The following is an 18,909-nucleotide window of genomic DNA, read 5'->3' on the forward strand; positions in this document are numbered from 1 at the left end:
GAAAAAACGGAGTTAAGGCAACAAACGAGCCGGCAGCAGGCGCATCAGCTGTGTGTCGAACCAGGCCACGAAGGCCGGCGACGGCACGGCATCGACCGCCAGGTACCACCAGTCGGCGGCGGCAAAGGCACGGCATTTCACCGCGTCCTTTTCCGTCATCACCAGCGGCAATGACGGCGTGAAATTCAAAGCCTGCACGCTGTATTCGGCGTGGTCGGCAAACGCATGTGGAACCGGCTGCCAGTGTAGCGTTTCGAGGGTCTTGAAGAAACGTTGCGGATTGCCGATGCCCGCCACCCCGTGCAGGGCCTGGCCACTGGGGAAATGGTCGAGGGTACGCCGTTCGCCGCTGCGCAGATTGACCAGCGCGGTGGGTTGCAATTGAAAGGCAAATCCATCATCGCGATCAGCCGCGGCACCGTTGTAGAGGACCGCGTCGACGCTTTGCAGGCGCTCGGCCGGTTCACGCAATGGCCCGGCAGGCAGGCAACGACGGTTGCCCAGGCCGCGGGCGGCGTCGATCAGCACCAGTTCCAGGTCACGGGCAAGGCGGTAGTGCTGCATGCCGTCGTCGGACAAGATCAGGTCCAGCGGTTCACTGGCCAGCAAGGCTTTGACCGCGTTGCTGCGATTGGGGTCGATCATCAGCGGCACGCCCGTGCGCTGGACGATCAGCAACGGCTCGTCACCAGCAACGTCGGCGCTCTGCTCGGCCTCGACCCGCCACGGCAACTGCGGCGGTTTGGCGCCGTAGCCGCGACTGACCACGCCGACCCGCAGGCCGCTGCGCTGGCAGTGCTCGATCATCCATAGAATCAGCGGTGTCTTGCCGGTGCCACCCACGGTGATGTTGCCGACCACGATCAGCGGCACCGGCGGCTGATAGATCTCGCCTTCACCCGCCAGAAAGCGCTTGCGCTTGTTCATGACCACGCGCCGGTACAGCCATTCCAGTGGCTGTAACAGCTTCAGGGCCGGATGACCGTCATACCACGCGGCGAGCAATCGATCGGACATGGCCATCAGGGCGCGGGAGGCGCCGCCTCGATAGTGGTCATGCGCAAGTGACTGAAACCGAGTTTGCCGGCCGCATCCATGGCAGTGATAACCGATTGATGCTGAGTCTTGCCGTCAGCGCTGATGGACAGCGGCCGGTTGGTGTCGCCGTTGGCTTCTTTTTGCAGCGCGTCCATCAACGAGGCCAGGTCACTCTTCGCCAGGATCTGGTTGTTCACCGAGAACACGCCGTCGGCGCTGATGGTGATGTCCAGAGGCTTGCTTTGATCGTCGGCGGGCGTGCCGCTGACCGCTTCCGGCAGATCGACGCGCAACTGGGTTTCACGGGTGAAAGTGGTGGTCACGACGAAAAACAGCAGCAGGATGAACACCACGTCGATCAGCGACGCGAGGTTGATGTCCACCGTTTCCCGTTGTTTGCGGCGGAATTTCACGCTTTGCTCCCGGACAGATCCACATCACGGTCGCCCTGCACCACCTCGACCAGCTTGATCGCTTCCTGCTCCATGCCCACCACCAGCTCATCGATACGCCGTAGCAGGAAACGGTGGAAGAACACCGATGGGATACCCACCATCAGGCCCGCAGCCGTGGTGATCAGGGCCTTGGAAATACCACCCGCCAGAACGGAGGCGTTGGTGGTCATGCCCGAGCCCGTGAATGCGCTGAAAATGTCGATCATGCCCAGCACTGTACCCAGCAGGCCCAGCAATGGCGCCATGGCGGCGATGGTGCCCAGGGCGCTGACATAGCGTTCAAGCTCATGGATGACCCGTTGAGCGGCCTCTTCGATGCACTCCTTCATGATCTCGCGACCATGTTTGGAGTTGGCGAGGCCCGCCGCCAGGATCTCGCCCAAAGGCGAGTTGGCGCGCAGCTCCTTGAGTTTGTCTTTATTGAGCTGTTTGTCCTTGATCCAGACCCAGACCTGCCCGAGCAAATGCTCCGGGGTCACGCGGCTGGCGCGCAGCGTCCAGAGACGCTCGGCGACGATGGCCATGGCCGCGATGGAACTCAGAATGATCGGCAGCATCATCCAGCCGCCGGATTTGACCAATTCCCACACAGTGACAATCCCCTCGAAAAAGTGCGCCACTCTAACATAGGGGGTGCTGGCACCGAAGACCGGTATGTCGCATCCGGTCGGGCTTGAGTAACGCCCGGTTATTGGTGCAAAGGCGGCGGATCGCGCCAGAAACGCCGTTCCTGGCGCATTGACCACGGCGGCTCGAAGCGCCCCAGTTGCAGACGAATGGCACCCTGTTCGACGCTGTCGTAGATCGCCATTCCACGTTTTTGATAACGCGCGATGACCGTGGGATGCGGATGGCCAAACGAATTGCCCTGACCGCGTGAGATCAGCACCCCTTTGGGTTGCAAGACCTCCAGCAGGGCGTTTGACGAAGAACTGCGACTGCCGTGGTGTGGCGCCTGCAGCCAATCGGTGGGCAGGGCCAACGGACTGTCCAGCAAAGCGCGCTCGGCGGCGGCATCGATGTCGCCACTCAACAGCAACCGTTCGCCATTGGCCTCGATCAGCAAGACGCAGGAGTTCTGGTTGCTGTCCCCGGCCAATGGCCAGTGCCAAAGCTGGAAATCGACTTCATCCCAGGTCCATTGTCGACCGCTCTCACAACGCTCGGCCCGTAACTCCACAGGCAAGTCCGACGGCTCACCACTGACCACCCGGTTCACCGGCAAGCCCTTGGTAACCGCCCGGGCACCACCGGCGTGGTCGGCATGGGCGTGGCTGATCAGCATCAGGTCGAGGTCCTTCACCCCCAGTTTGCGCAACGCCGGCAGCACCACCCGCTCCCCCTGGTCGAGTTCACCGAAACGCGGTCCGGCGTCATACAGCATCGCGTGATGCCGGGTGCGCACCAGGATCGCCAGGCCCTGGCCGACATCCAGTTGCCAGACTTCGGCCATGCCTTCCGGCAACATCGGCCTAGGCGCAAAAACCAGCATCAACAGCATGGGCCACCCTAACGGGCGCATCGGTACGCCTCGCGGCAGTAATAGCAGAACAGCGCCAAAGGCACCGATCAACCAGGCCCATAGCGGAACCGCCGTGGGCACCCAGGCGGGAACCTGACCGGCAATGAGTCCCAATCCCCTGAACCACCAGTCGATCAAGCCGCCCGCCAGCCACAGCAATTTCTCACCCACATAGGACACCGGTAGCAATAGAGTCCCGAGCAATGCCGGTGGCAGCACCACCAGACTGATCCAGGGCACGGCGAACAAATTGGCCAGCGGCCCGCTGAGGCTGATTGGCAATCCCAGTGCCAGTAACAACGGGCACAACCCGATTGCAATCAGCCACTGGGCACGGGCCCAGGTTTGCCACCAGCGCCACGGTCCCAAACGGCCGCCAAAGGTCAAGATCAAGACTGCAACGGCAGCGAACGACAGCCAGAAGCCAGGCTGAAGACTCGCCAGGGGCTCCAGCAGCAAAATGCCGTTGAGTGCCAACAACAGTGGCCACCAAGCACCGAGATGACGGAACCGTAGACGCCACAACAACACCAGGCCAATCATCAGGCAGGCCCGTCGTACCGGCACCCCGAAACCGGCCAGCATCCCGTAACCGAGCGCCGCGGCGAATGCCAGGCCACATGCCCAAGGCAACCATGGCAAACGGTTCGGCCATAACCCAAAACGGGCCAGGCCCGCGATCAGAAGATACACAACGCCCGCCAGCAACCCGATATGCTGTCCGGAAATCACCAACAGATGCACCGTGCCGGTGTCCTGCAGTACCTGCCAGTCTTCGCGACTTAGCCCGGCGCCGTCCCCGAGTACCAATGCGGTCAACGCGCCGCTTCGCCCTTGGGCATCCACCGCCAGCAATCGCTGGCGGATTCCATCGCGCCAGGCCCATTGAGCTGGCGCCAGGCGCTCACCCTGCTTGACCGTCCCGGTTGCCCCGATGCGTTGTGCCAGCAACCAGGCCTGGTAATCGAACGCCTGCGGATTGAGGAGCCCGACCGGGCGCTTCAATTTGACTGCCAGGCGCCAGCGCTCACCACTGTTCACCGGCGGCCCGCCGTACCAGGCCAGACGCATTTGCCGCGGCAGCCGGGTACGCCGGGACTGGATGTCGGTCAATTCGAAACGCACCACACCGTCGTCATGCCGGGGCAAGCCAGTGACCCGCCCTTCGACCCAGCGGGTTTCTCCGTCCAGCACCGGTGGCAGTCGGTCATCCAGCGCCCACTGCGCATTGGCGCAGGCCCAACTCAAGCCGAACAGGTAAAACGCCACCGGATAGGTCCTGAACGGCAGCAACATCAAACCCGCCACCGGCATCGCCAGCCACAACCAGACCGGCGGTAATGCCGGTAAAAAACGCAAGGTCAAAAGACCCAGCGCCAGCGCCATCATCCCTGTGCGCATAAGCCCGTCCTTGAGAGTACCCTCTAGGCTTAGCCCGCCCTTGGCCTCGACGTCGTCAATAATTGTCACAAAGTCTGAATGGGCAGTTCGTAGAATCCAGACATACTTGCCACCCTGACCGACCGAGAAGCCTTATGCCCCGGCGCTTATTCAAACGTTACATGCCAGACCCGATGAGCATCAGGGAACACAAGTCCTTACGCTTTCTCGGCACTCTGCTGCATGACCCGAACCTGTGGCACCTCAACCGCCACTCTGTTGCCCGCGCCATGGCGGTAGGTCTGTTCACCGCGTTCCTGCCGATCCCGTTGCAGATGCTGCTGGCAGCAATCCTCGCCATCATCGTGCGCGGCAACATGCCGATTGCCGTGAGCCTGGTCTGGCTGACCAACCCGATCACCATGCCTGCCGTATTCTTTTGCACGTACCAGACCGGTGCCTGGTTGATGGACGTTCCCGCCCGGCAGTTACCGGACTCGCTGACCTGGGAATGGATCAAGGGTGAAATCTCGACCTTGTGGCAACCGTTTCTGCTGGGTTCGGTCGTGACGGGGCTGGCACTCGGAGCGCTGTCCTACTTCCTGGTGATGACGTATTGGCGTTGGTGGGTGGCCAGGCAATGGAAGCGGCGCAAGAAGAGCCGGATGTGAGAATGCAAAACGGCCTCCACTTGGGAGGCCGTTTTTTTGTAGTGTCTGGGCTGACGCCTTCGCTTGCAAGCCCGCTCCCACAGGGATCCTCAGTGCTACATAGATCCAGTGTGGGAGCGAGCTTGCTCGCGAAACAGACGACTCGGTATTTCTCAGGTACGCATTCCGCGTCCGCTGACCAGCAACCGCGCACATCCGAGGTAAAGCACCACGGTCGCCACCAGCATGAACGTAATCGCAATACTGATGCGGATATCCGACACGCCGAGGATGCCGTAGCGGAATGCGTTGACCATGTGCAGCACCGGGTTGGCCAGGGACACGGTCTGCCAGAACGGCGGCAACAGCGAGATCGAATAGAACACCCCGCCCAGGTAGGTCAGTGGCGTCAGCACGAACGTCGGAATGATCGAAATGTCATCGAAGTTGCGCGCAAACACGGCGTTGATGAAACCCAGCAACGAGAAAATCGTCGCGGTCAGCACCACCACCAGGATGGTCACGCCCAGGTGATGCACCTGCAAGTCGGTGAAGAACAGCGACAGCAGGGTCACGATGATCCCCACCATCAACCCGCGCAGTACGCCGCCCAGGGTGTAGCCGATCAGGATGGTGTGCGGCGACAACGGCGAGACCATCAGTTCTTCAATGGAACGCTGGAACTTGCTGCCGAAGAAACTCGACACCACGTTGCCGTAGGAGTTGGTGATCACCGACATCATGATCAGCCCCGGCACGATGTACTCCATGTAAGTGAAGCCACCCATGTCGCCGATTTGCCGACCGATCAGATTACCGAAGATCACGAAGTACAAGACCATGGTGATGGCCGGTGGCAGCAGGGTCTGCGGCCAGATCCGGGTGAAACGCCGGACTTCACGGTAAACGATGGTGTTGAGGGCAATGAGGTTGGGGCGCAGCTCGGAACTCATACCGCCACCTTCGACAGATTTTTCTCCACCAGGGACACGAACAACTCCTCGAGGCGATTGGTTTTGTTACGCAGGCTCAGCACTTCGATGTTTTGCTGCGCTAACTGGGTGAACAGCGCGGTGATGCCCATGGACTTGTCCACCTGGACTTCCAGGGTGTGACTATCGACCAGTCTGGCCGGGTAGCCGATCAACTGAGGCGCCACGTGCAACGTGTTCTTCATATCCAGCAGGAACGTTTCCACATGCAATTGGCTAAGCAACTGCTTCATGCTGGTGTTCTCGACAATGGTGCCGTGGTCGATGATGCCGATGTTGCGGCACAACTGCTCAGCCTCTTCCAGGTAGTGGGTGGTGAGGATGATGGTGATGCCTTTCTGGTTCAGCTCGGTGAGGAAGCTCCACATCGAGCGACGCAGTTCGATGTCCACCCCGGCAGTCGGTTCGTCAAGGATCAGCAGGCGCGGTTCATGGACCAGCGCGCGGGCGATCATCAGGCGCCGCTTCATGCCGCCGGACAGCGAACGCGACGGCACGTCCTTCTTGTCCCACAAGCCGAGCTGGGTCAGGTACTGCTCGGCGCGTTCCTTGGCGATTTTCGCCGGGATGCCGTAGTAGCCGGCCTGGGTCACGACGATGTCGAAGGTCTTTTCGAACTGGTTGAAGTTGAATTCCTGAGGCACCACGCCGATGCAGCGTTTGAGCTGCGCAGGATTCCTGTCCAGGTCGTGACCGAAGATATTCACCGTGCCGCTGGTCTTGTTCACCAGGGTCGAGAGAATACCGATGGTCGTGGATTTGCCGGCGCCGTTGGGGCCAAGCAAGGCGAAAAAGTCACCCTCGGCGACATCCAGATCGATACCACTCAGGGCCTGGAAACCGTTGCCGTAGGTTTTGGTTAGCTGCCGGATGGACAGAGCGGAACTCATATCGGATTTACGCACCAAGAAGGGAAGAAAGGGATAAGTATGGGCGACGGCGAACAATACAACCGCAGCGAACTGGCACAATGGTGCTTGTCGCCGCCACACAAGTACAGTCAAGCGTGTCGATAGTGAGTATTAAGTCAACGCGGTCATGACGGCTTTGCGATACGCCGGACGCTGTTTCAACCGTGCATACCAGGCCTGCAGATGCGGTTGTGGCACACGCTCGATCGGCATCTCGAACCAGGCATAAATGAAACTGCCCAGGGGAATATCGCCCATGCCGATCTCGTCTCCGGACAGGTAGGGCGAGTTCGCCAACGCCTGATCGGCCATCGCCAGCAGCGTGTCGCATTCCTTGATCGCCGCCTTGATGGCCGCCCAATCCTGCTGGTCTGCCGGGGTGCGCAGTACGCCCCAGAACACGGTGCGAAACGGTCCGGCAAAACTCGAGGTGGTCCAGTCCATCCACTTGTCGGCGGTGGCACGGGCTTGCAGATCCGCCGGATACCAGGCCGTACCGCCGGCGTGACGGGCCATCAGGTAACGCACGATGGCGTTGGATTCCCACAATACGAAACCATCGTCTTCGATCACCGGAACCCGACCGTTCGGGTTCATCGCTCGGTACTCGGGGGTATCGACGACTCCAAAGGCGCCACCGGCATCGATGGCTTCATAGGCCAGCCCCAACTCTTCGGCGGCCCACAACGGTTTCCTGACATTCGACGAGTTTTTCCGACCCCAGATCTTCAGCATGACCGCCTCTTTTTCGATAAGTGGGCAGGCAGCATACGCCGGATCAGGCGCGACTCAAATCGCTCTGCATGTCACCCAACAGCGGTTGCTGTTGCTCGCCGAACAGGTGCGGATAGCATTTTTCCAGGTGTTCGAAAAAGAACGCTTCAGGTACGTCGGCGAACTGGCCGTGATCGACGAGGTACTCCATCAGCTTCGCGCCCTCGCGGTTGTAGGGATGAAAAACGCTGTCGTTGATCCCGTCGAACTCCAGCGGCGCCACATTGAACAGGTCGCAGAGCTTGCGGTTGAACGCCGGTGTCGCCTTGATCCAGCGACCCTGCAAATAAAACTCGGTGTAGCCGTGCATGGCGAACATGTCGCTCTTGAGCAGCTCAAGCAGCCGTGGCGTCGACAAATGATTGCGCACATCCGCCAGGCCGATCCGCGCGGGAATCCCGCAATGCCGCGCGGCACCGGCCAGCAGCGTGGCCTTGGGTACGCAGTAACTTTCCCCGGTCGCCAGCGCATAACTGCCGCGCAGGGTCTGCGGATCGCGACTGAAGGTGTAGGGGTTGTAGCGTACCGCTTCACGCACGGCGTAATAGAGACTGATCGCCTGCTCAAGCGGATCGCGACTGGCGCCACGGTGTTTTTCGGCGAACTCCACCACGGACGGATGGTCACTATCGATGAAGCGGCCGGGACTCAGATACTCGTGCATGAGAATAATCTCCTGGGGAAGCCCCGAGTCTAGCGAGCGCTTGAGCACAGAGATAACGACGTTTCGGCCAAACATGGGCGCTTTGCCGCTCGCTCAATCAACGCTTTTCCCACGATTCCAATCACATCGCTCCAGCCAGCCTGTTTTACGGATGCCGTCTAAGCTTCGAGGGTTGGTTCGCCCTGGTTTCACGGAGGAATGAATATGCTGCTGTTGTGGATACTGGTTCTGCTGGTCGGGATTGCTTATTTGGCTCACCGTCGCATCGCCCCGCTGCCCGCCCTGGTCATCGTGGCCGTCTATGTCGTGGCGATGGGTGCGCTCAGTCGCGCGCCGGGCTGGTTGTTGCTGGTTTTATGGGTATTGATCGCCGCCGTCGCCGCGCCACTGCTGCTGCCCGACCTGCGTCGCAAATTGTTCAGTGCACCGATGTTCAGCTGGTTCCAGAAGACCCTGCCGCCGATGTCGCAAACCGAACGCGACGCCATCGACGCCGGCACGGTGTGGTGGGACGGTGAACTGTTCAGCGGCCGCCCGGACTGGAGCAAACTGCTGTCCTATCCCAAGGCGCAATTGAACGAAGAGGAACAGGCTTTCATCGACGGGCCGACCGAAACACTCTGCACCATGGTCAATGAATGGCAGCTCGGTCAAACCATGGACCTGCCGCCCGAAGTCTGGACCTTCATCAAGGACAATGGCTTTTTCGCCCTGATCATCCCCAAGGAGTTTGGCGGCAAGGGCTTCTCCGCCTATGCCCACTCGCAAGTGGCGATGAAACTGGCGAGCCACAGCGGCGACCTCGCCTCCACCGTGATGGTCCCCAATTCCCTCGGCCCGGCTGAACTGTTGCTGCATTACGGCACCGATGAACAACGCAATCATTACCTGCCACGCCTGGCCCGCGGCGACGACATCCCGTGCTTTGCCCTGACCGGTCCGCTGGCCGGCTCCGACGCCGGCGGCATGCCGGACTCCGGGGTGATCTGCAAAGGTGAATGGGAAGGCCAGGAAGTCCTCGGCCTGCGTTTGAACTGGGAAAAGCGCTACATCACCCTCGGCCCGGTGGCCACCCTCCTCGGCCTGGCCTTCAAGGCCTACGACCCGGATCACCTGTTGGGTGACAAGGAAGACCTGGGTATCAGCCTGGCGCTGATTCCGACCGACACCGCCGGTGTCGAGATCGGCCGCCGGCACCTGCCGCTGGGCGCCGCGTTCATGAATGGCCCGAACTCCGGCAAGGATGTGTTCGTCCCGCTGGAGTTCCTCATCGGTGGCCAGGAAATGCTCGGCAAAGGCTGGATGATGCTGATGAATTGCCTGTCGGTCGGGCGTTCGATTTCCCTGCCGGCGGTGGGCACCGGCATGGCCAAGTTCACCAGCCTGGTGACGGGCCAATACGCTCAGGTTCGCGAACAGTTCAACGTGCCGATTGCCGCTTTCGAAGGCATTCAGGAAGCCATGGGCCGCATTGGCGGCAATGCCTGGATGATGGACGCCGCCCGCATGCTCACCGCCAATGCGGTCGATCTGGGCGAGAAACCGTCGGTGCTGTCAGCGATTCTCAAGTACCACCTGACCGAGCGCGGCCGCGACTGCATCAGCGATGCCATGGATGTGCACGGCGGCAAGGCGATCATCATGGGGCCGAACAATTACCTTGGCCGCAAGTGGAACGGCGCGCCAATTTTCATCACCGTGGAAGGCGCGAACATTCTCTCGCGCAACCTGATGATCTTCGGCCAGGGCGCGATCCGCTGCCATCCCTTCGTGCTCAAGGAAATGGCCCTCGCCGGCCGTGAAGACAAGGATCAGGCGCTCAGAGAGTTCGATGGCCTGCTGCTCAAGCACATCGGCTTTGCCGTGGGCAACGCTGCCAGTACGCTGGTGTTGAATCTCGGTTTCGGGCACCTGGAACACACCCCGGGCGACAAACTCAGCCAAGGTTATTTCCGCGCCCTCAATCGTCAGGCCGCTGCTTTCGCCCTGCTCGCCGACCTCAGCATGATGTTGCTGGGCGGCGCATTGAAACGCCGCGAACGCCTGTCCGCTCGACTGGGCGACGTGCTCAGCAACCTTTACCTGGCCTCGGCCGCACTCAAACGCTACAACGATCTCGACTCACCGCAGTACATGACACCGCTGCTGGCCTGGGCCATGGAGGAAAGCCTGGGCCAGGCGGAACGGGCTATGGATGAGCTGCTGAACAACTTCCCGAACAAAGTCGTGGGCTGCCTGTTGCGGGTGATCGTGTTCCCGTTCGGTCGCCGACACAAAGGACCATCGGACAAACTCGGAGCCGAAGTCGCTGCGTTGATTGGCCGCGCCAAGGGCGACCCAGCCCTGGAGGAATTGCTCCTGGGATGCTATCGCCCACAAGCGAGCGACGATCCGGTCGGTGCATTGCAACACGCCTGCAATCTGCTGGGCGCCGCACAGCCGTTGCAGAAAAAGCTGCATGTGGCACTCAAGAGTGGCCAGGTCAAACCGGTGGCCGGCGAATCGGTGATCGATGCCGCACTCGAGGCGGGCGTGTTGCAGCCGGTGGAAGCCCAAACCCTGCGTGAAGCCGAAGCGGCACGGCGCAAGGTGATCGATGTCGATGACTTTGACCAGGAGGCTTTGGCACTGGCCGAGGGAAAAGTCCGCTGATCCCTTCAAACATGTAAAAACGGGCGCGGGCGCTTTATACTCCCGCGCCCGTTTTGCTCTTGAGGACTTATCTCGTGTCCAACATCGTTGCCGATCATCTCGTTTTACTCGACCACCTGCGCAGCATCCTGGTCGCCGTAGGTGAGGCCGAGCAGGTTCCCGAAGAAAGCCATGCCTTGTTCCTTGAGCGCTTCGACGAACTGCTGGCGTCACTGCCGATCGATCCGATCGAAAGCCAATACCTGGGCCAGGACATCCTGACTCAAGTCATTTCCCGTTATCCGCAAATCGCCCACCTGATTCCACGGGATCTGCTGTGGTATTTCGCCGGTGACTGCCTGCACTACTTGTCCGATGAAGAAATCGACCTGTATCAGGCACTGGAAGAGCGCCGTTTCGAAGCCGAACAGAACGACGAGCCTTTCGACTGGAACCAGGAAAAGCAGCTGCTGGCGCTGTCAAACCAGGACAGCAAGCACTGATCCCCGACTGGTCATGCAAAAGGCCCGCATGGTTGAACATGCGGGCCTTTTTTGTGCCTTTCACTGGTTTCAGCGTGGACATGGTCCCTTGTAGGAGCTGGCTTGCCAGCGATGGTGGTTAACGATAACGCGCATGAACCGGATAAACGCGGCGCACATGAGTCCATCGCCAGCAAGCCGGCTCCTACAGTTTGGTGTTCACATCTCGGACGCGGTCCCTTGTAGGAGCTGGCTTGCCAGCGATGGTCGTTAACGATGACGCGCATGAACCGGATAAACGCGGCGCACATGAGTCCATCGCCAGCAAGCCGGCTCCTACAGTTTGGTGTTCACATCTCGGACGCGGTCCCTTGTAGGAGCTGGCTTGCCGGCGATGGTCGTTAACGATAACGCTGTGAACCGGATAAACGCGGCGCACTTGAGTCCATCGCCAGCAAGCCGGCTCCTACAGTTTGGTGTTCACATCTCGGACGCGGTCCCTTGTAGGAGCTGGCTTGCCAGCGATGGTCGTTAACGATGACGCGCATGAACCGGATAAACGCGGCGCACATGAGTCCATCGCCAGCAAGCCGGCTCCTACAGTTTGGTGTTCACATCTCGGACGCGGTCCCTTGTAGGAGCTGGCTTGCCGGCGATGGTCGTTAACGATAACGCTGTGAACCGGATAAACGCGGCGCACTGGAGTCCATCGCCAGCAAGCCGGCTCCTACAGTTTGGTGTTCACATCTCGGACGCGGTCTCCTGTAGGAGCTGGCTTGCCAGCGATGGTGGTTAACGATAACGCGTACAAACTGGATAAACGCGGCGCACTTGCGTCCATCGCCAGCAAGCCGGCTCCTACAGTTTCCCGGGATTGCGTGAAGAACCTTTTTTTCGTTCAGAACAAGCCGTCACTTTCCGGCAGTTCATACTCCGACGGCGACCAGCCCGGACCGTTGGACTTACCCGGCTTGCCCAGCGTCGGCTCCTTCTCCAGGCACTCCACCAGGTAATCGATCAGCACCCGTAGCTTGGGAGGCAAGTACCGGGTTGGCGAATGCAGCAACCAGGCGCCTCCGTGATAAGACGCGAGAAAAGTCCAGTCCGGCAGCACCTGCACCATCAGCCCTTTCTCCAGGGCATGGCGCGCCGTGAAATACGGCAGGCTGCCAATCCCGATGTGCTGCAGCACCGCGCCATAACGTACGCCGGTGTGATTGGCGGCATAGCGACCGCGCACACCGACGGTGACCGATTGGCTGCCTTTCTTGAACTTCCAGCGCGCATCGCTCGGGGTTTCGCCCAGGTAAATGCAACTGTGGTTGAGCAAGTCGTGGGGGTGAGTCGGCGTACCGTGCTCGGCCAGGTACTGCGGCGTCGCGCAGAGCATATGATCGATCGTCAGCAACCGCCGCCCCACCAGTCCCGCAGGTGGCCGATCAGTGATGCGGATCGCCAGGTCGACGTGGTCGTCAATCAAATCAACCTGGCGGTCCTCAAGCAACAGTTCCACATCCACCTTGGGATAACGGCGCAAAAACTCCGGCATATGCGGGTGAATCACGATCCGGCCCACCGCTTTCGGCACGCTGATACGCACCAGCCCCTCGGGTTCATCCGTGAACTGACCACTGATTTCCATCACCGAACGGGCGGCGTTGACCATTTCCTGGCAGCGCTTGAACACCTCCTCGCCACCGTCGCTCAGGCGCAACTTGCGCGTGGTGCGTTGCAGCAATCGGGTCGCGAGCGCCTTCTCCAGACGTGAAATACTACGACTGACCGCCGAAGGTGAAGAGCCCAACTGACGAGCCGCCTCGGAGAAACTGCCCGTCTCGACAACCTTGACGAAGATCGCCATTTCACCGAGCAGCGGCAGTGGAAGATTTATGCTCACAGCGCAAAAGTCCTTTGATGTTTGCCAGGATTATCACGCATTTACAGGCTTTCTATAATAAAAACTGATAATCAATACGAGCCTGGAATATGACGCTGCGCCTTTTTTTCCATAGTGATGAGCTCAAGGCCAACGTGGAAGTCCTGGAATGCACCCCTCACGAAAACGAATTTGCCGTGGTCTTGCGCGCGACCCTGTTCCACCCTCAGGGTGGCGGACAGCCTTCTGACACCGGCTGGATCGGCGAAAGCCAGGTGCTGCGCGTGATGCAGGATCCCGAGCGGATCATTCATTTTGTCGACCAGCCGGTAAAAACCGGGATGACGCAAATCCGCGTCGATGAGCAGCGCCGGTTGTTCAACACGCGCATGCATTCGGCCGGGCATTTGATCGGGCACTTTGTACAAACCATGGGCTGGATGCCGATCAAGGCGCATCACTGGCCTGGTGAAGGCCGTGTGCAATTCAAGCCGGGCAATTGCGCGCAGGACATTGAGGCCCGGACAATTGAGCATGGCATCGGACAGTGGGTCGACCACGACCTGCCGCGCCTGACTTCACTGCGCGAAGGTGTCCGGGAAATCGGCTTCGGTGAACTGCCCGCCTACGGTTGTGGCGGTACCCATGTACGCAGCTTGAAGGATCTGGGCGCGGTCACCATCGCCTCCCTTTCGCAGAAAAAAGGCACGCTGTCCGTCCACTATCACGTGGACTGAGCACAGGGCGTTCGTGAATACGCCTGATTTTATCGATACAAGCATTGCCCTGAACGCAAAAGGCCCGCCCAGTCAGACTGGCGGGCTTTTTTTGCTTCACCCCCCCCGTCAACACCAGGCAACCGCACTGCGCTGCGACCCTGCCCGCCACCCTGTCTCCAGTCCTTGCACCAATAGTTTTCTTTTAACTCATGGCACTTTGATTTGATTGAACTAACGTCAAAGAACAAGAAGTCATAACGGCTCGAATCTCCACGTTAGCTTCAGTGATCAGATAGCGGATTGGCAAAAGGAGTTACCTCACTATGATCCTGGCAAGCCTTTTCCGGCGCTGTACCTTCACTGCCGACCATTTTCCGGGGAAACCAGGTCGGCGGACAGTGCAGTCCAAAACCGCGTGTACCGCTCTGGCGGGCAGCCCAGGTAACCGAATCACTCAAAACCGTCTTTTGCAAAGGTCGACTCGCGGTCCAGCCCGATCAGCGAATTGCGCCCGCTCGGATGTAGCACGCAAGGAATAACGCCAAGGCCATGGATAAGTGGCCTGGCGCTTTGGGGCGGATAGCCCTAACCCCACGAAGTGATCCCAGACAACTCAATCAGCCTGAAGACCTATCCAGCAAGGATGTACTTAATGTGCTTTCGTCCCATGCCTGCTTTCAAGCGAATTATCCATGGTCTGTTCTGGATGGGCCTCAGCGTGGATGCGGCTCAGGCCGCGCTGTCCAGCTGTCCGCAACTGGACAATTGGCCGGCAACGTACGAGGTCGGTCAGGGGCTGCAGAATGAACTGCGCAGCCCCGCTCCGATAACAAAACTGGCGGTGGGGGACCCGAAAATTGCCGACGTGCAACCCAGCGGCAGCGACGCTTTCATACTCACCGGTATTGCACCGGGAACCACCAGCCTGATGGTCTGGACCGCCTGTTCGAAAACGCCGCGCCAAAGCATGGTCTTCGTCAGGGGTAAAGCCACCTCGGCGCTGACCAGCGTACCTTCTGTGCCTTCCGACGATCCGCAGTTGCCGAGCCAGGTGCAGACCGATATCCGCTTCGTTGAAGTCAGCCGGACCAAACTCAAGGAAGCCTCCGCCTCGATTTTCGGCGTCCGGGGCAACTTCCTGTTCGGCTCGCCGAGAACCTTGCCCACCATCGGCGGCATCGTCACGCCGTCGATACCGGTGAACAACGACATGTTCAACCTCACCTTTGCTACCGGCAATACCCTGGTGGCACTCAACGCGCTGGAGGGCAGCGGTTTCGCCTACACCCTGGCGCGGCCAAGCCTGGTAGCGCTCAGCGGGCAGAGCGCGAGCTTCCTGGCCGGCGGTGAAGTACCGATTCCGGTGCCCAGTTCAGGCAGCGATAACGTGTCCATCGAGTACAAGGAATTCGGTATCCGCCTGACCCTGACGCCGACCATCGTCGGGAAAAACCGCATCGCGCTGAAGGTGGCGCCGGAAGTCAGTGAACTGGACTTCACCAACGCAGTGAAAATCGCCGGCACGATAGTCCCGGCCCTGACCGTGCGCCGTACCGATACCAGCATCTCCCTGGCCGACGGCGAAAGCTTCGTCATCAGCGGCCTGATCAGCACCCACAACGATTCACGGGTGAACAAGTTTCCGGGGCTGGGCGATATCCCGGTTCTGGGCGCGTTTTTCCGCGACAGCACCATCAACCGTGAAGAGCGCGAACTGCTGATGATCGTCACTCCCCATCTGGTCCAGCCGCTGGCTGCCAATGCACAACTACCGTCATTGCCTGGCGAGCAGCTGCGCAACTACGACCCGAACTTCTATCGCATGTTCTTCCTGGAAAATGGCGACTTCGACAGTCTCAGCGGGCTCTCGCAATGAGCCGGAGCCTGAACCTGAGTTGCCTCGCCCTCACTCGTAACGGCGACTCTGGACACCTGCCGGGCCAGCCTTTTTGCCATTGGCCAGGCGTTCCAACTGTTGTAGCCAGGGGACCTTTGATGAAAGCAGTCATAGCAATAGCGGCGACATTAATGCTCGCAGGTTGTGCCAGCAATGGCATGTCTTCGCGGCCGGCGGACTGCGCCAAGCCCGGTTCGGATCAAGAACTGGCCCTGAACCTGGCCGACAGCATGGCCAACGAAGGTCGTTTGTATGCCAGCCTGGCGAATTTGGAAGGATTGCCCGATAGCCTGGTCCAGGTTCGCCTGCGCAAGGCTCGGGTGCTGCGTTTGATGGGGCGAAGCGAGGCCGGTCCGTTGTATCAAAGCTTGCTCGGCACTTGTCTGGCGGCCGAAGGGGAACAAGGCCTGGGCCAGTTGGCCGCCGCCAGAAATGATAACGCCACCGCTGCCACTCACCTTGAGCGTGCGGTGAAAATGGACCCCACCGACGACAGGATGCGAAATGACCTGGGGGTCGTCTACCTCAATCAGCGACGGATCCCTGAAGCACGCTTTGAATTCATGACCGCCATGGAGCTCAAGCAGTCAAACTCACTGGCGGCACTCAATATGGTGACGCTGCTGATCTACCAGGATAACTGGAAGGTGGCTGCCGAACTCGTGACCCGCGCCGACTTGAGCCCCAAGCAAGTCGAAGAGGCCCAAACCCGCGCAGAAAAACTCAAGGCCTCCACCCAAAAAGTGTTGGCTTCCGGGGGGAGTCGCGGGACTGAGGTAGCCGATGCCTCTTCCAGTGCGAACCAGTAGAGCGTACGAGGAGTCCAGATGAATACCAAAAGGCTGTTGATCCTGTGCATGGCTTGCCTGTCCACCGCTGCCTGGGCCATTGAGCCGGGCCCCTCTTCGGTGCAGCAACAAGGCACCGAACAGTGGTTGCAACTGCAGATTCGCGGCGTGGTTGCCTCCCCTATTCTGCAAACCGCTTCGGCTACCGAACGTGACCTGGCCATGCAGCGCTGGCTCAACAGCTTCAACTATCCGATTCCGGAATTTTATGATCAGGATGAATCGGGAAAAATGAACATCGGCAACTGAAGCATGACGACATTTCGCTTTTTACACGCAAACAAAAACGCCGCTCAATGAGCGGCGTTTTTGTTAAACATGGAGCGGGAAACGAGACTCGAACTCGCGACCCCGACCTTGGCAAGGTCGTGCTCTACCAACTGAGCTATTCCCGCAAAATGGCGTCCCCTAGGGGACTCGAACCCCTGTTACCGCCGTGAAAGGGCGGTGTCCTAGGCCACTAGACGAAGGGGACACAAAAACGCCGCTCAATAAGCGGCGCTTTCGTTAAATATGGAGCGGGAAACGAGACTCGAACTCGCGACCCCGACCTTGGCAAGGTCGTGCTCTACCAACTGAGCTATTCCCGCAAATGGCGTCCCCTAGGGGACTCGAACCCCTGTTACCGCCGTGAAAGGGCGGTGTCCTAGGCCACTAGACGAAGGGGACACGCTACCCGGAACACATGGTGTGTGTTTCGGTGTCCAGATCCGCATCCGAAGACTTGGTTCTGGTTTCACTCAGCCCCGCCCGAAAGCAAAGCTGTTTAAAATTGGAGCGGGAAACGAGACTCGAACTCGCGACCCCGACCTTGGCAAGGTCGTGCTCTACCAACTGAGCTATTCCCGCATTGGCGTCCCCTAGGGGACTCGAACCCCTGTTACCGCCGTGAAAGGGCGGTGTCCTAGGCCACTAGACGAAGGGGACACGCTACAACATTCACTCCCTGCTTCGTTTCGCTGTGTGCTTTACGCTGCAAGTGGCGCGCATTCTATGGATGGATTGAGAAGTCGTCAACCCCCTGATATAAATTTATTTAAATCAATGACTTCGCCGTGCTTTGAGCGCCGTTGCGGCTTTTCCGCTGCCCGGCGTTTGACGCCTATATTCTGACACCCGCCAAGACGTTATAGTCCACCCAGTGATGGCAATCTGTATATCGCGTGCCACCATTTATAGAAGCGGGGCTGCGGCCGATATAAGCGCAGGCATGTCCGATCCAACCCGTCATGCGGGCCTAGGCGCTCAAATGCCAAGCCACTAAACTCGCATGCGTACCCTAAAAAGAGGTCTTACCGGTGACGCCACTCATGATCACCCTGCTAGTAGTAGCCGGGATCGCGCTGTTGATCGCCATTGGCTACATGAACCATGTGGTGGAAAACAACAAGCTGGAAAAGGCCCGTACCAAGATTGAGCTCAACGATCGCCTGCGACGCTGCGGCGAAATCACCGAGACTTTCCCTGGCCAGTTGATGACCCCGGCACTCAAGCTGCTGTTGGCCCGCCTGGAACTGAACGTCTGCCAGCGCCGGCTCAACCTGGAAAAATCCAGCGCCAACCTCAAGGCACGGATCGCCGAGTTGGAAGCTCTTGTCGGCCAGGGAGAATCCATCCCGGTCAACAATCCACCAGCACCGATCCAGACCGAAGCCAAGGCCAAGGATGTACGCTTCCTGCTCGAAGCCTTGCATGGCCAAATCACCCGCGCGGCACAGGACGGTTTCCTGCCCCCCAACGAGGCCAAACGCTGGATCCGTGAAGTTCGCCACATCCTGGTGCTGCTACACATCGAGTTCTTCAACAACCTCGGCCAGCATTCCCTGCAACAGAACCAGCCCGGGCAGGCCCGCCTGGCGTTCGAGCGCGGCGTGCAATATCTGCGCAAACAACAGGAACCACAGCTCTACGCCGAGCAACTGGAATACCTGGAAAAACTCCTGGCCCGCGCCAATGACCAGGTCATGGATCGCATTGCACCGGTCGAAGGCGAGGTCAACCAGCTGACCGAAGGCCTCAAAGACGTCGAGGCCGATGCGGACTGGAAAAAGAAAGTGATCTACGACTGAT

The 18,909-nt window shown here is 59.7% G+C and carries 17 protein-coding genes and 6 tRNA genes; 8 read left to right on the plus strand and 15 right to left on the minus strand.

The window, feature by feature from the left end:
• Nucleotides 1–12 precede the first annotated feature (12 nt).
• From lpxK to QMK54_RS23660, 4 genes are all read right to left on the minus strand, one after another.
• Complete coding sequence (lpxK, locus tag QMK54_RS23645) at nucleotides 13–1,023, minus strand: tetraacyldisaccharide 4'-kinase (protein WP_320401447.1); 1,011 nt, start codon at nucleotides 1,021–1,023, stop codon at nucleotides 13–15.
• A complete protein-coding gene (locus tag QMK54_RS23650; RefSeq protein ID WP_223593586.1) occupies nucleotides 1,023–1,451 on the minus strand; it encodes an ExbD/TolR family protein in 429 nt (142 codons plus the stop codon). The genes lpxK and QMK54_RS23650 overlap by 1 nt, the downstream gene beginning before the upstream one ends.
• Nucleotides 1,448–2,083: a MotA/TolQ/ExbB proton channel family protein gene (locus QMK54_RS23655; protein WP_110660228.1), complete on the minus strand. Its 636-nt coding sequence runs from the start codon at nucleotides 2,081–2,083 to the stop codon at nucleotides 1,448–1,450. Before QMK54_RS23655 ends, QMK54_RS23650 begins: the two co-directional genes overlap by 4 nt.
• Nucleotides 2,084–2,181: 98 nt before the next feature.
• Entirely contained in the window at nucleotides 2,182–4,416 is a 2,235-nt protein-coding gene (locus QMK54_RS23660) for a DNA internalization-related competence protein ComEC/Rec2 (protein WP_320401448.1), read from the minus strand.
• A gap of 134 nt (nucleotides 4,417–4,550) precedes the next feature.
• Here QMK54_RS23660 and QMK54_RS23665 point away from each other — a divergent pair, with 134 nt between their 5' ends.
• Entirely contained in the window at nucleotides 4,551–5,066 is a 516-nt protein-coding gene (locus QMK54_RS23665) for a DUF2062 domain-containing protein (protein ID WP_320401449.1), read from the plus strand.
• Between the two features lie 152 nt (nucleotides 5,067–5,218).
• On the opposite strand, the gene QMK54_RS23670 is transcribed toward QMK54_RS23665, so the two are convergent.
• The 4 genes from QMK54_RS23670 to QMK54_RS23685 form a co-directional block, all read right to left on the minus strand.
• A complete protein-coding gene (locus tag QMK54_RS23670) occupies nucleotides 5,219–5,998 on the minus strand; it encodes an ABC transporter permease (protein WP_223593593.1) in 780 nt (259 codons plus the stop codon).
• Nucleotides 5,995–6,927: an ABC transporter ATP-binding protein gene (locus QMK54_RS23675; protein WP_223593603.1), complete on the minus strand. Its 933-nt coding sequence runs from the start codon at nucleotides 6,925–6,927 to the stop codon at nucleotides 5,995–5,997. The genes QMK54_RS23670 and QMK54_RS23675 overlap by 4 nt, the downstream gene beginning before the upstream one ends.
• Nucleotides 6,928–7,059: 132 nt before the next feature.
• Entirely contained in the window at nucleotides 7,060–7,683 is a 624-nt protein-coding gene (locus QMK54_RS23680) for a glutathione S-transferase family protein (protein ID WP_223593605.1), read from the minus strand.
• A gap of 43 nt (nucleotides 7,684–7,726) precedes the next feature.
• Nucleotides 7,727–8,386: a transglutaminase family protein gene (locus QMK54_RS23685; protein ID WP_320401450.1), complete on the minus strand. Its 660-nt coding sequence runs from the start codon at nucleotides 8,384–8,386 to the stop codon at nucleotides 7,727–7,729.
• Nucleotides 8,387–8,590: 204 nt separating this feature from the next.
• Here QMK54_RS23685 and QMK54_RS23690 point away from each other — a divergent pair, with 204 nt between their 5' ends.
• Nucleotides 8,591–11,038: an acyl-CoA dehydrogenase gene (locus tag QMK54_RS23690; RefSeq protein ID WP_223593607.1), complete on the plus strand. Its 2,448-nt coding sequence runs from the start codon at nucleotides 8,591–8,593 to the stop codon at nucleotides 11,036–11,038.
• Between the two features lie 74 nt (nucleotides 11,039–11,112).
• Nucleotides 11,113–11,520 carry a PA2817 family protein gene (locus tag QMK54_RS23695; protein WP_007991629.1) on the plus strand — a complete coding sequence of 136 codons (408 nt, stop codon included), beginning with the start codon at nucleotides 11,113–11,115 and terminating at the stop codon, nucleotides 11,518–11,520.
• Nucleotides 11,521–12,397: 877 nt separating this feature from the next.
• Here the strand turns inward: QMK54_RS23695 and QMK54_RS23700 are convergent.
• A complete protein-coding gene (locus tag QMK54_RS23700) occupies nucleotides 12,398–13,396 on the minus strand; it encodes a LysR family transcriptional regulator (protein ID WP_110662825.1) in 999 nt (332 codons plus the stop codon).
• An 89-nt stretch (nucleotides 13,397–13,485) separates the two neighbouring features.
• Between QMK54_RS23700 and QMK54_RS23705 the strand changes: the two genes are divergently transcribed.
• From QMK54_RS23705 to QMK54_RS23720, 4 genes are all read left to right on the plus strand, one after another.
• Nucleotides 13,486–14,112, plus strand: coding sequence for an alanyl-tRNA editing protein (locus QMK54_RS23705; protein ID WP_223593610.1), 627 nt, complete (start codon nucleotides 13,486–13,488; stop codon nucleotides 14,110–14,112).
• A 634-nt stretch (nucleotides 14,113–14,746) separates the two neighbouring features.
• Nucleotides 14,747–15,970, plus strand: coding sequence for a type II and III secretion system protein family protein (locus tag QMK54_RS23710; RefSeq protein WP_110661231.1), 1,224 nt, complete (start codon nucleotides 14,747–14,749; stop codon nucleotides 15,968–15,970).
• A gap of 119 nt (nucleotides 15,971–16,089) precedes the next feature.
• On the plus strand, nucleotides 16,090–16,800 hold the full coding sequence (locus QMK54_RS23715; RefSeq protein WP_110661230.1) for a tetratricopeptide repeat protein: 711 nt from the start codon (nucleotides 16,090–16,092) through the stop codon (nucleotides 16,798–16,800).
• Nucleotides 16,801–16,818: 18 nt separating this feature from the next.
• Entirely contained in the window at nucleotides 16,819–17,088 is a 270-nt protein-coding gene (locus QMK54_RS23720) for a DUF3613 domain-containing protein (protein ID WP_110661229.1), read from the plus strand.
• 70 nt (nucleotides 17,089–17,158) lie between these two features.
• On the opposite strand, the gene QMK54_RS23725 is transcribed toward QMK54_RS23720, so the two are convergent.
• The 6 genes from QMK54_RS23725 to QMK54_RS23750 all read right to left on the minus strand — a co-directional run bounded on the left by QMK54_RS23725 (nucleotide 17,159) and on the right by QMK54_RS23750 (nucleotide 17,766).
• A tRNA-Gly gene (locus QMK54_RS23725) sits at nucleotides 17,159–17,234 on the minus strand.
• 4 nt (nucleotides 17,235–17,238) lie between these two features.
• Nucleotides 17,239–17,314, minus strand: a tRNA-Glu gene (locus QMK54_RS23730).
• 39 nt (nucleotides 17,315–17,353) lie between these two features.
• Nucleotides 17,354–17,429 (minus strand) — tRNA-Gly (locus QMK54_RS23735).
• 3 nt (nucleotides 17,430–17,432) lie between these two features.
• Nucleotides 17,433–17,508: transfer RNA gene (locus QMK54_RS23740), tRNA-Glu, on the minus strand.
• Nucleotides 17,509–17,612: 104 nt separating this feature from the next.
• Nucleotides 17,613–17,688 (minus strand) — tRNA-Gly (locus tag QMK54_RS23745).
• Nucleotides 17,689–17,690: 2 nt separating this feature from the next.
• Nucleotides 17,691–17,766 (minus strand) — tRNA-Glu (locus tag QMK54_RS23750).
• A 383-nt stretch (nucleotides 17,767–18,149) separates the two neighbouring features.
• Here QMK54_RS23750 and QMK54_RS23755 point away from each other — a divergent pair.
• Nucleotides 18,150–18,908 (plus strand): hypothetical protein, encoded by a 759-nt coding sequence (locus QMK54_RS23755; protein ID WP_320401451.1) that lies wholly within the window; start codon nucleotides 18,150–18,152, stop codon nucleotides 18,906–18,908.
• The last annotated feature ends 1 nt before the right edge of the window (nucleotide 18,909 follow it).

It is taken from the genome of Pseudomonas sp. P5_109 (genome assembly GCF_034009455.1).
Lineage (GTDB): Bacteria > Pseudomonadota > Gammaproteobacteria > Pseudomonadales > Pseudomonadaceae > Aquipseudomonas.

Coding starts and splice junctions, on each gene's coding strand:
- lpxK (WP_320401447.1), bottom strand. CDS start 1,023: ATGGCCATGTCCGATCGATTGCTCGCCGCGTGGTATGACGGTCATCCG.
- QMK54_RS23660 (WP_320401448.1), bottom strand. CDS start 4,416: ATGCGCACAGGGATGATGGCGCTGGCGCTGGGTCTTTTGACCTTGCGT.
- QMK54_RS23665 (WP_320401449.1), top strand. CDS start 4,551: ATGCCCCGGCGCTTATTCAAACGTTACATGCCAGACCCGATGAGCATC.
- QMK54_RS23670 (WP_223593593.1), bottom strand. CDS start 5,998: ATGAGTTCCGAGCTGCGCCCCAACCTCATTGCCCTCAACACCATCGTT.
- QMK54_RS23675 (WP_223593603.1), bottom strand. CDS start 6,927: ATGAGTTCCGCTCTGTCCATCCGGCAGCTAACCAAAACCTACGGCAAC.
- QMK54_RS23680 (WP_223593605.1), bottom strand. CDS start 7,683: ATGCTGAAGATCTGGGGTCGGAAAAACTCGTCGAATGTCAGGAAACCG.
- QMK54_RS23685 (WP_320401450.1), bottom strand. CDS start 8,386: ATGCACGAGTATCTGAGTCCCGGCCGCTTCATCGATAGTGACCATCCG.
- QMK54_RS23690 (WP_223593607.1), top strand. CDS start 8,591: ATGCTGCTGTTGTGGATACTGGTTCTGCTGGTCGGGATTGCTTATTTG.
- QMK54_RS23705 (WP_223593610.1), top strand. CDS start 13,486: ATGACGCTGCGCCTTTTTTTCCATAGTGATGAGCTCAAGGCCAACGTG.
- QMK54_RS23710 (WP_110661231.1), top strand. CDS start 14,747: ATGTGCTTTCGTCCCATGCCTGCTTTCAAGCGAATTATCCATGGTCTG.
- QMK54_RS23715 (WP_110661230.1), top strand. CDS start 16,090: ATGAAAGCAGTCATAGCAATAGCGGCGACATTAATGCTCGCAGGTTGT.
- QMK54_RS23720 (WP_110661229.1), top strand. CDS start 16,819: ATGAATACCAAAAGGCTGTTGATCCTGTGCATGGCTTGCCTGTCCACC.
- QMK54_RS23755 (WP_320401451.1), top strand. CDS start 18,150: ATGATCACCCTGCTAGTAGTAGCCGGGATCGCGCTGTTGATCGCCATT.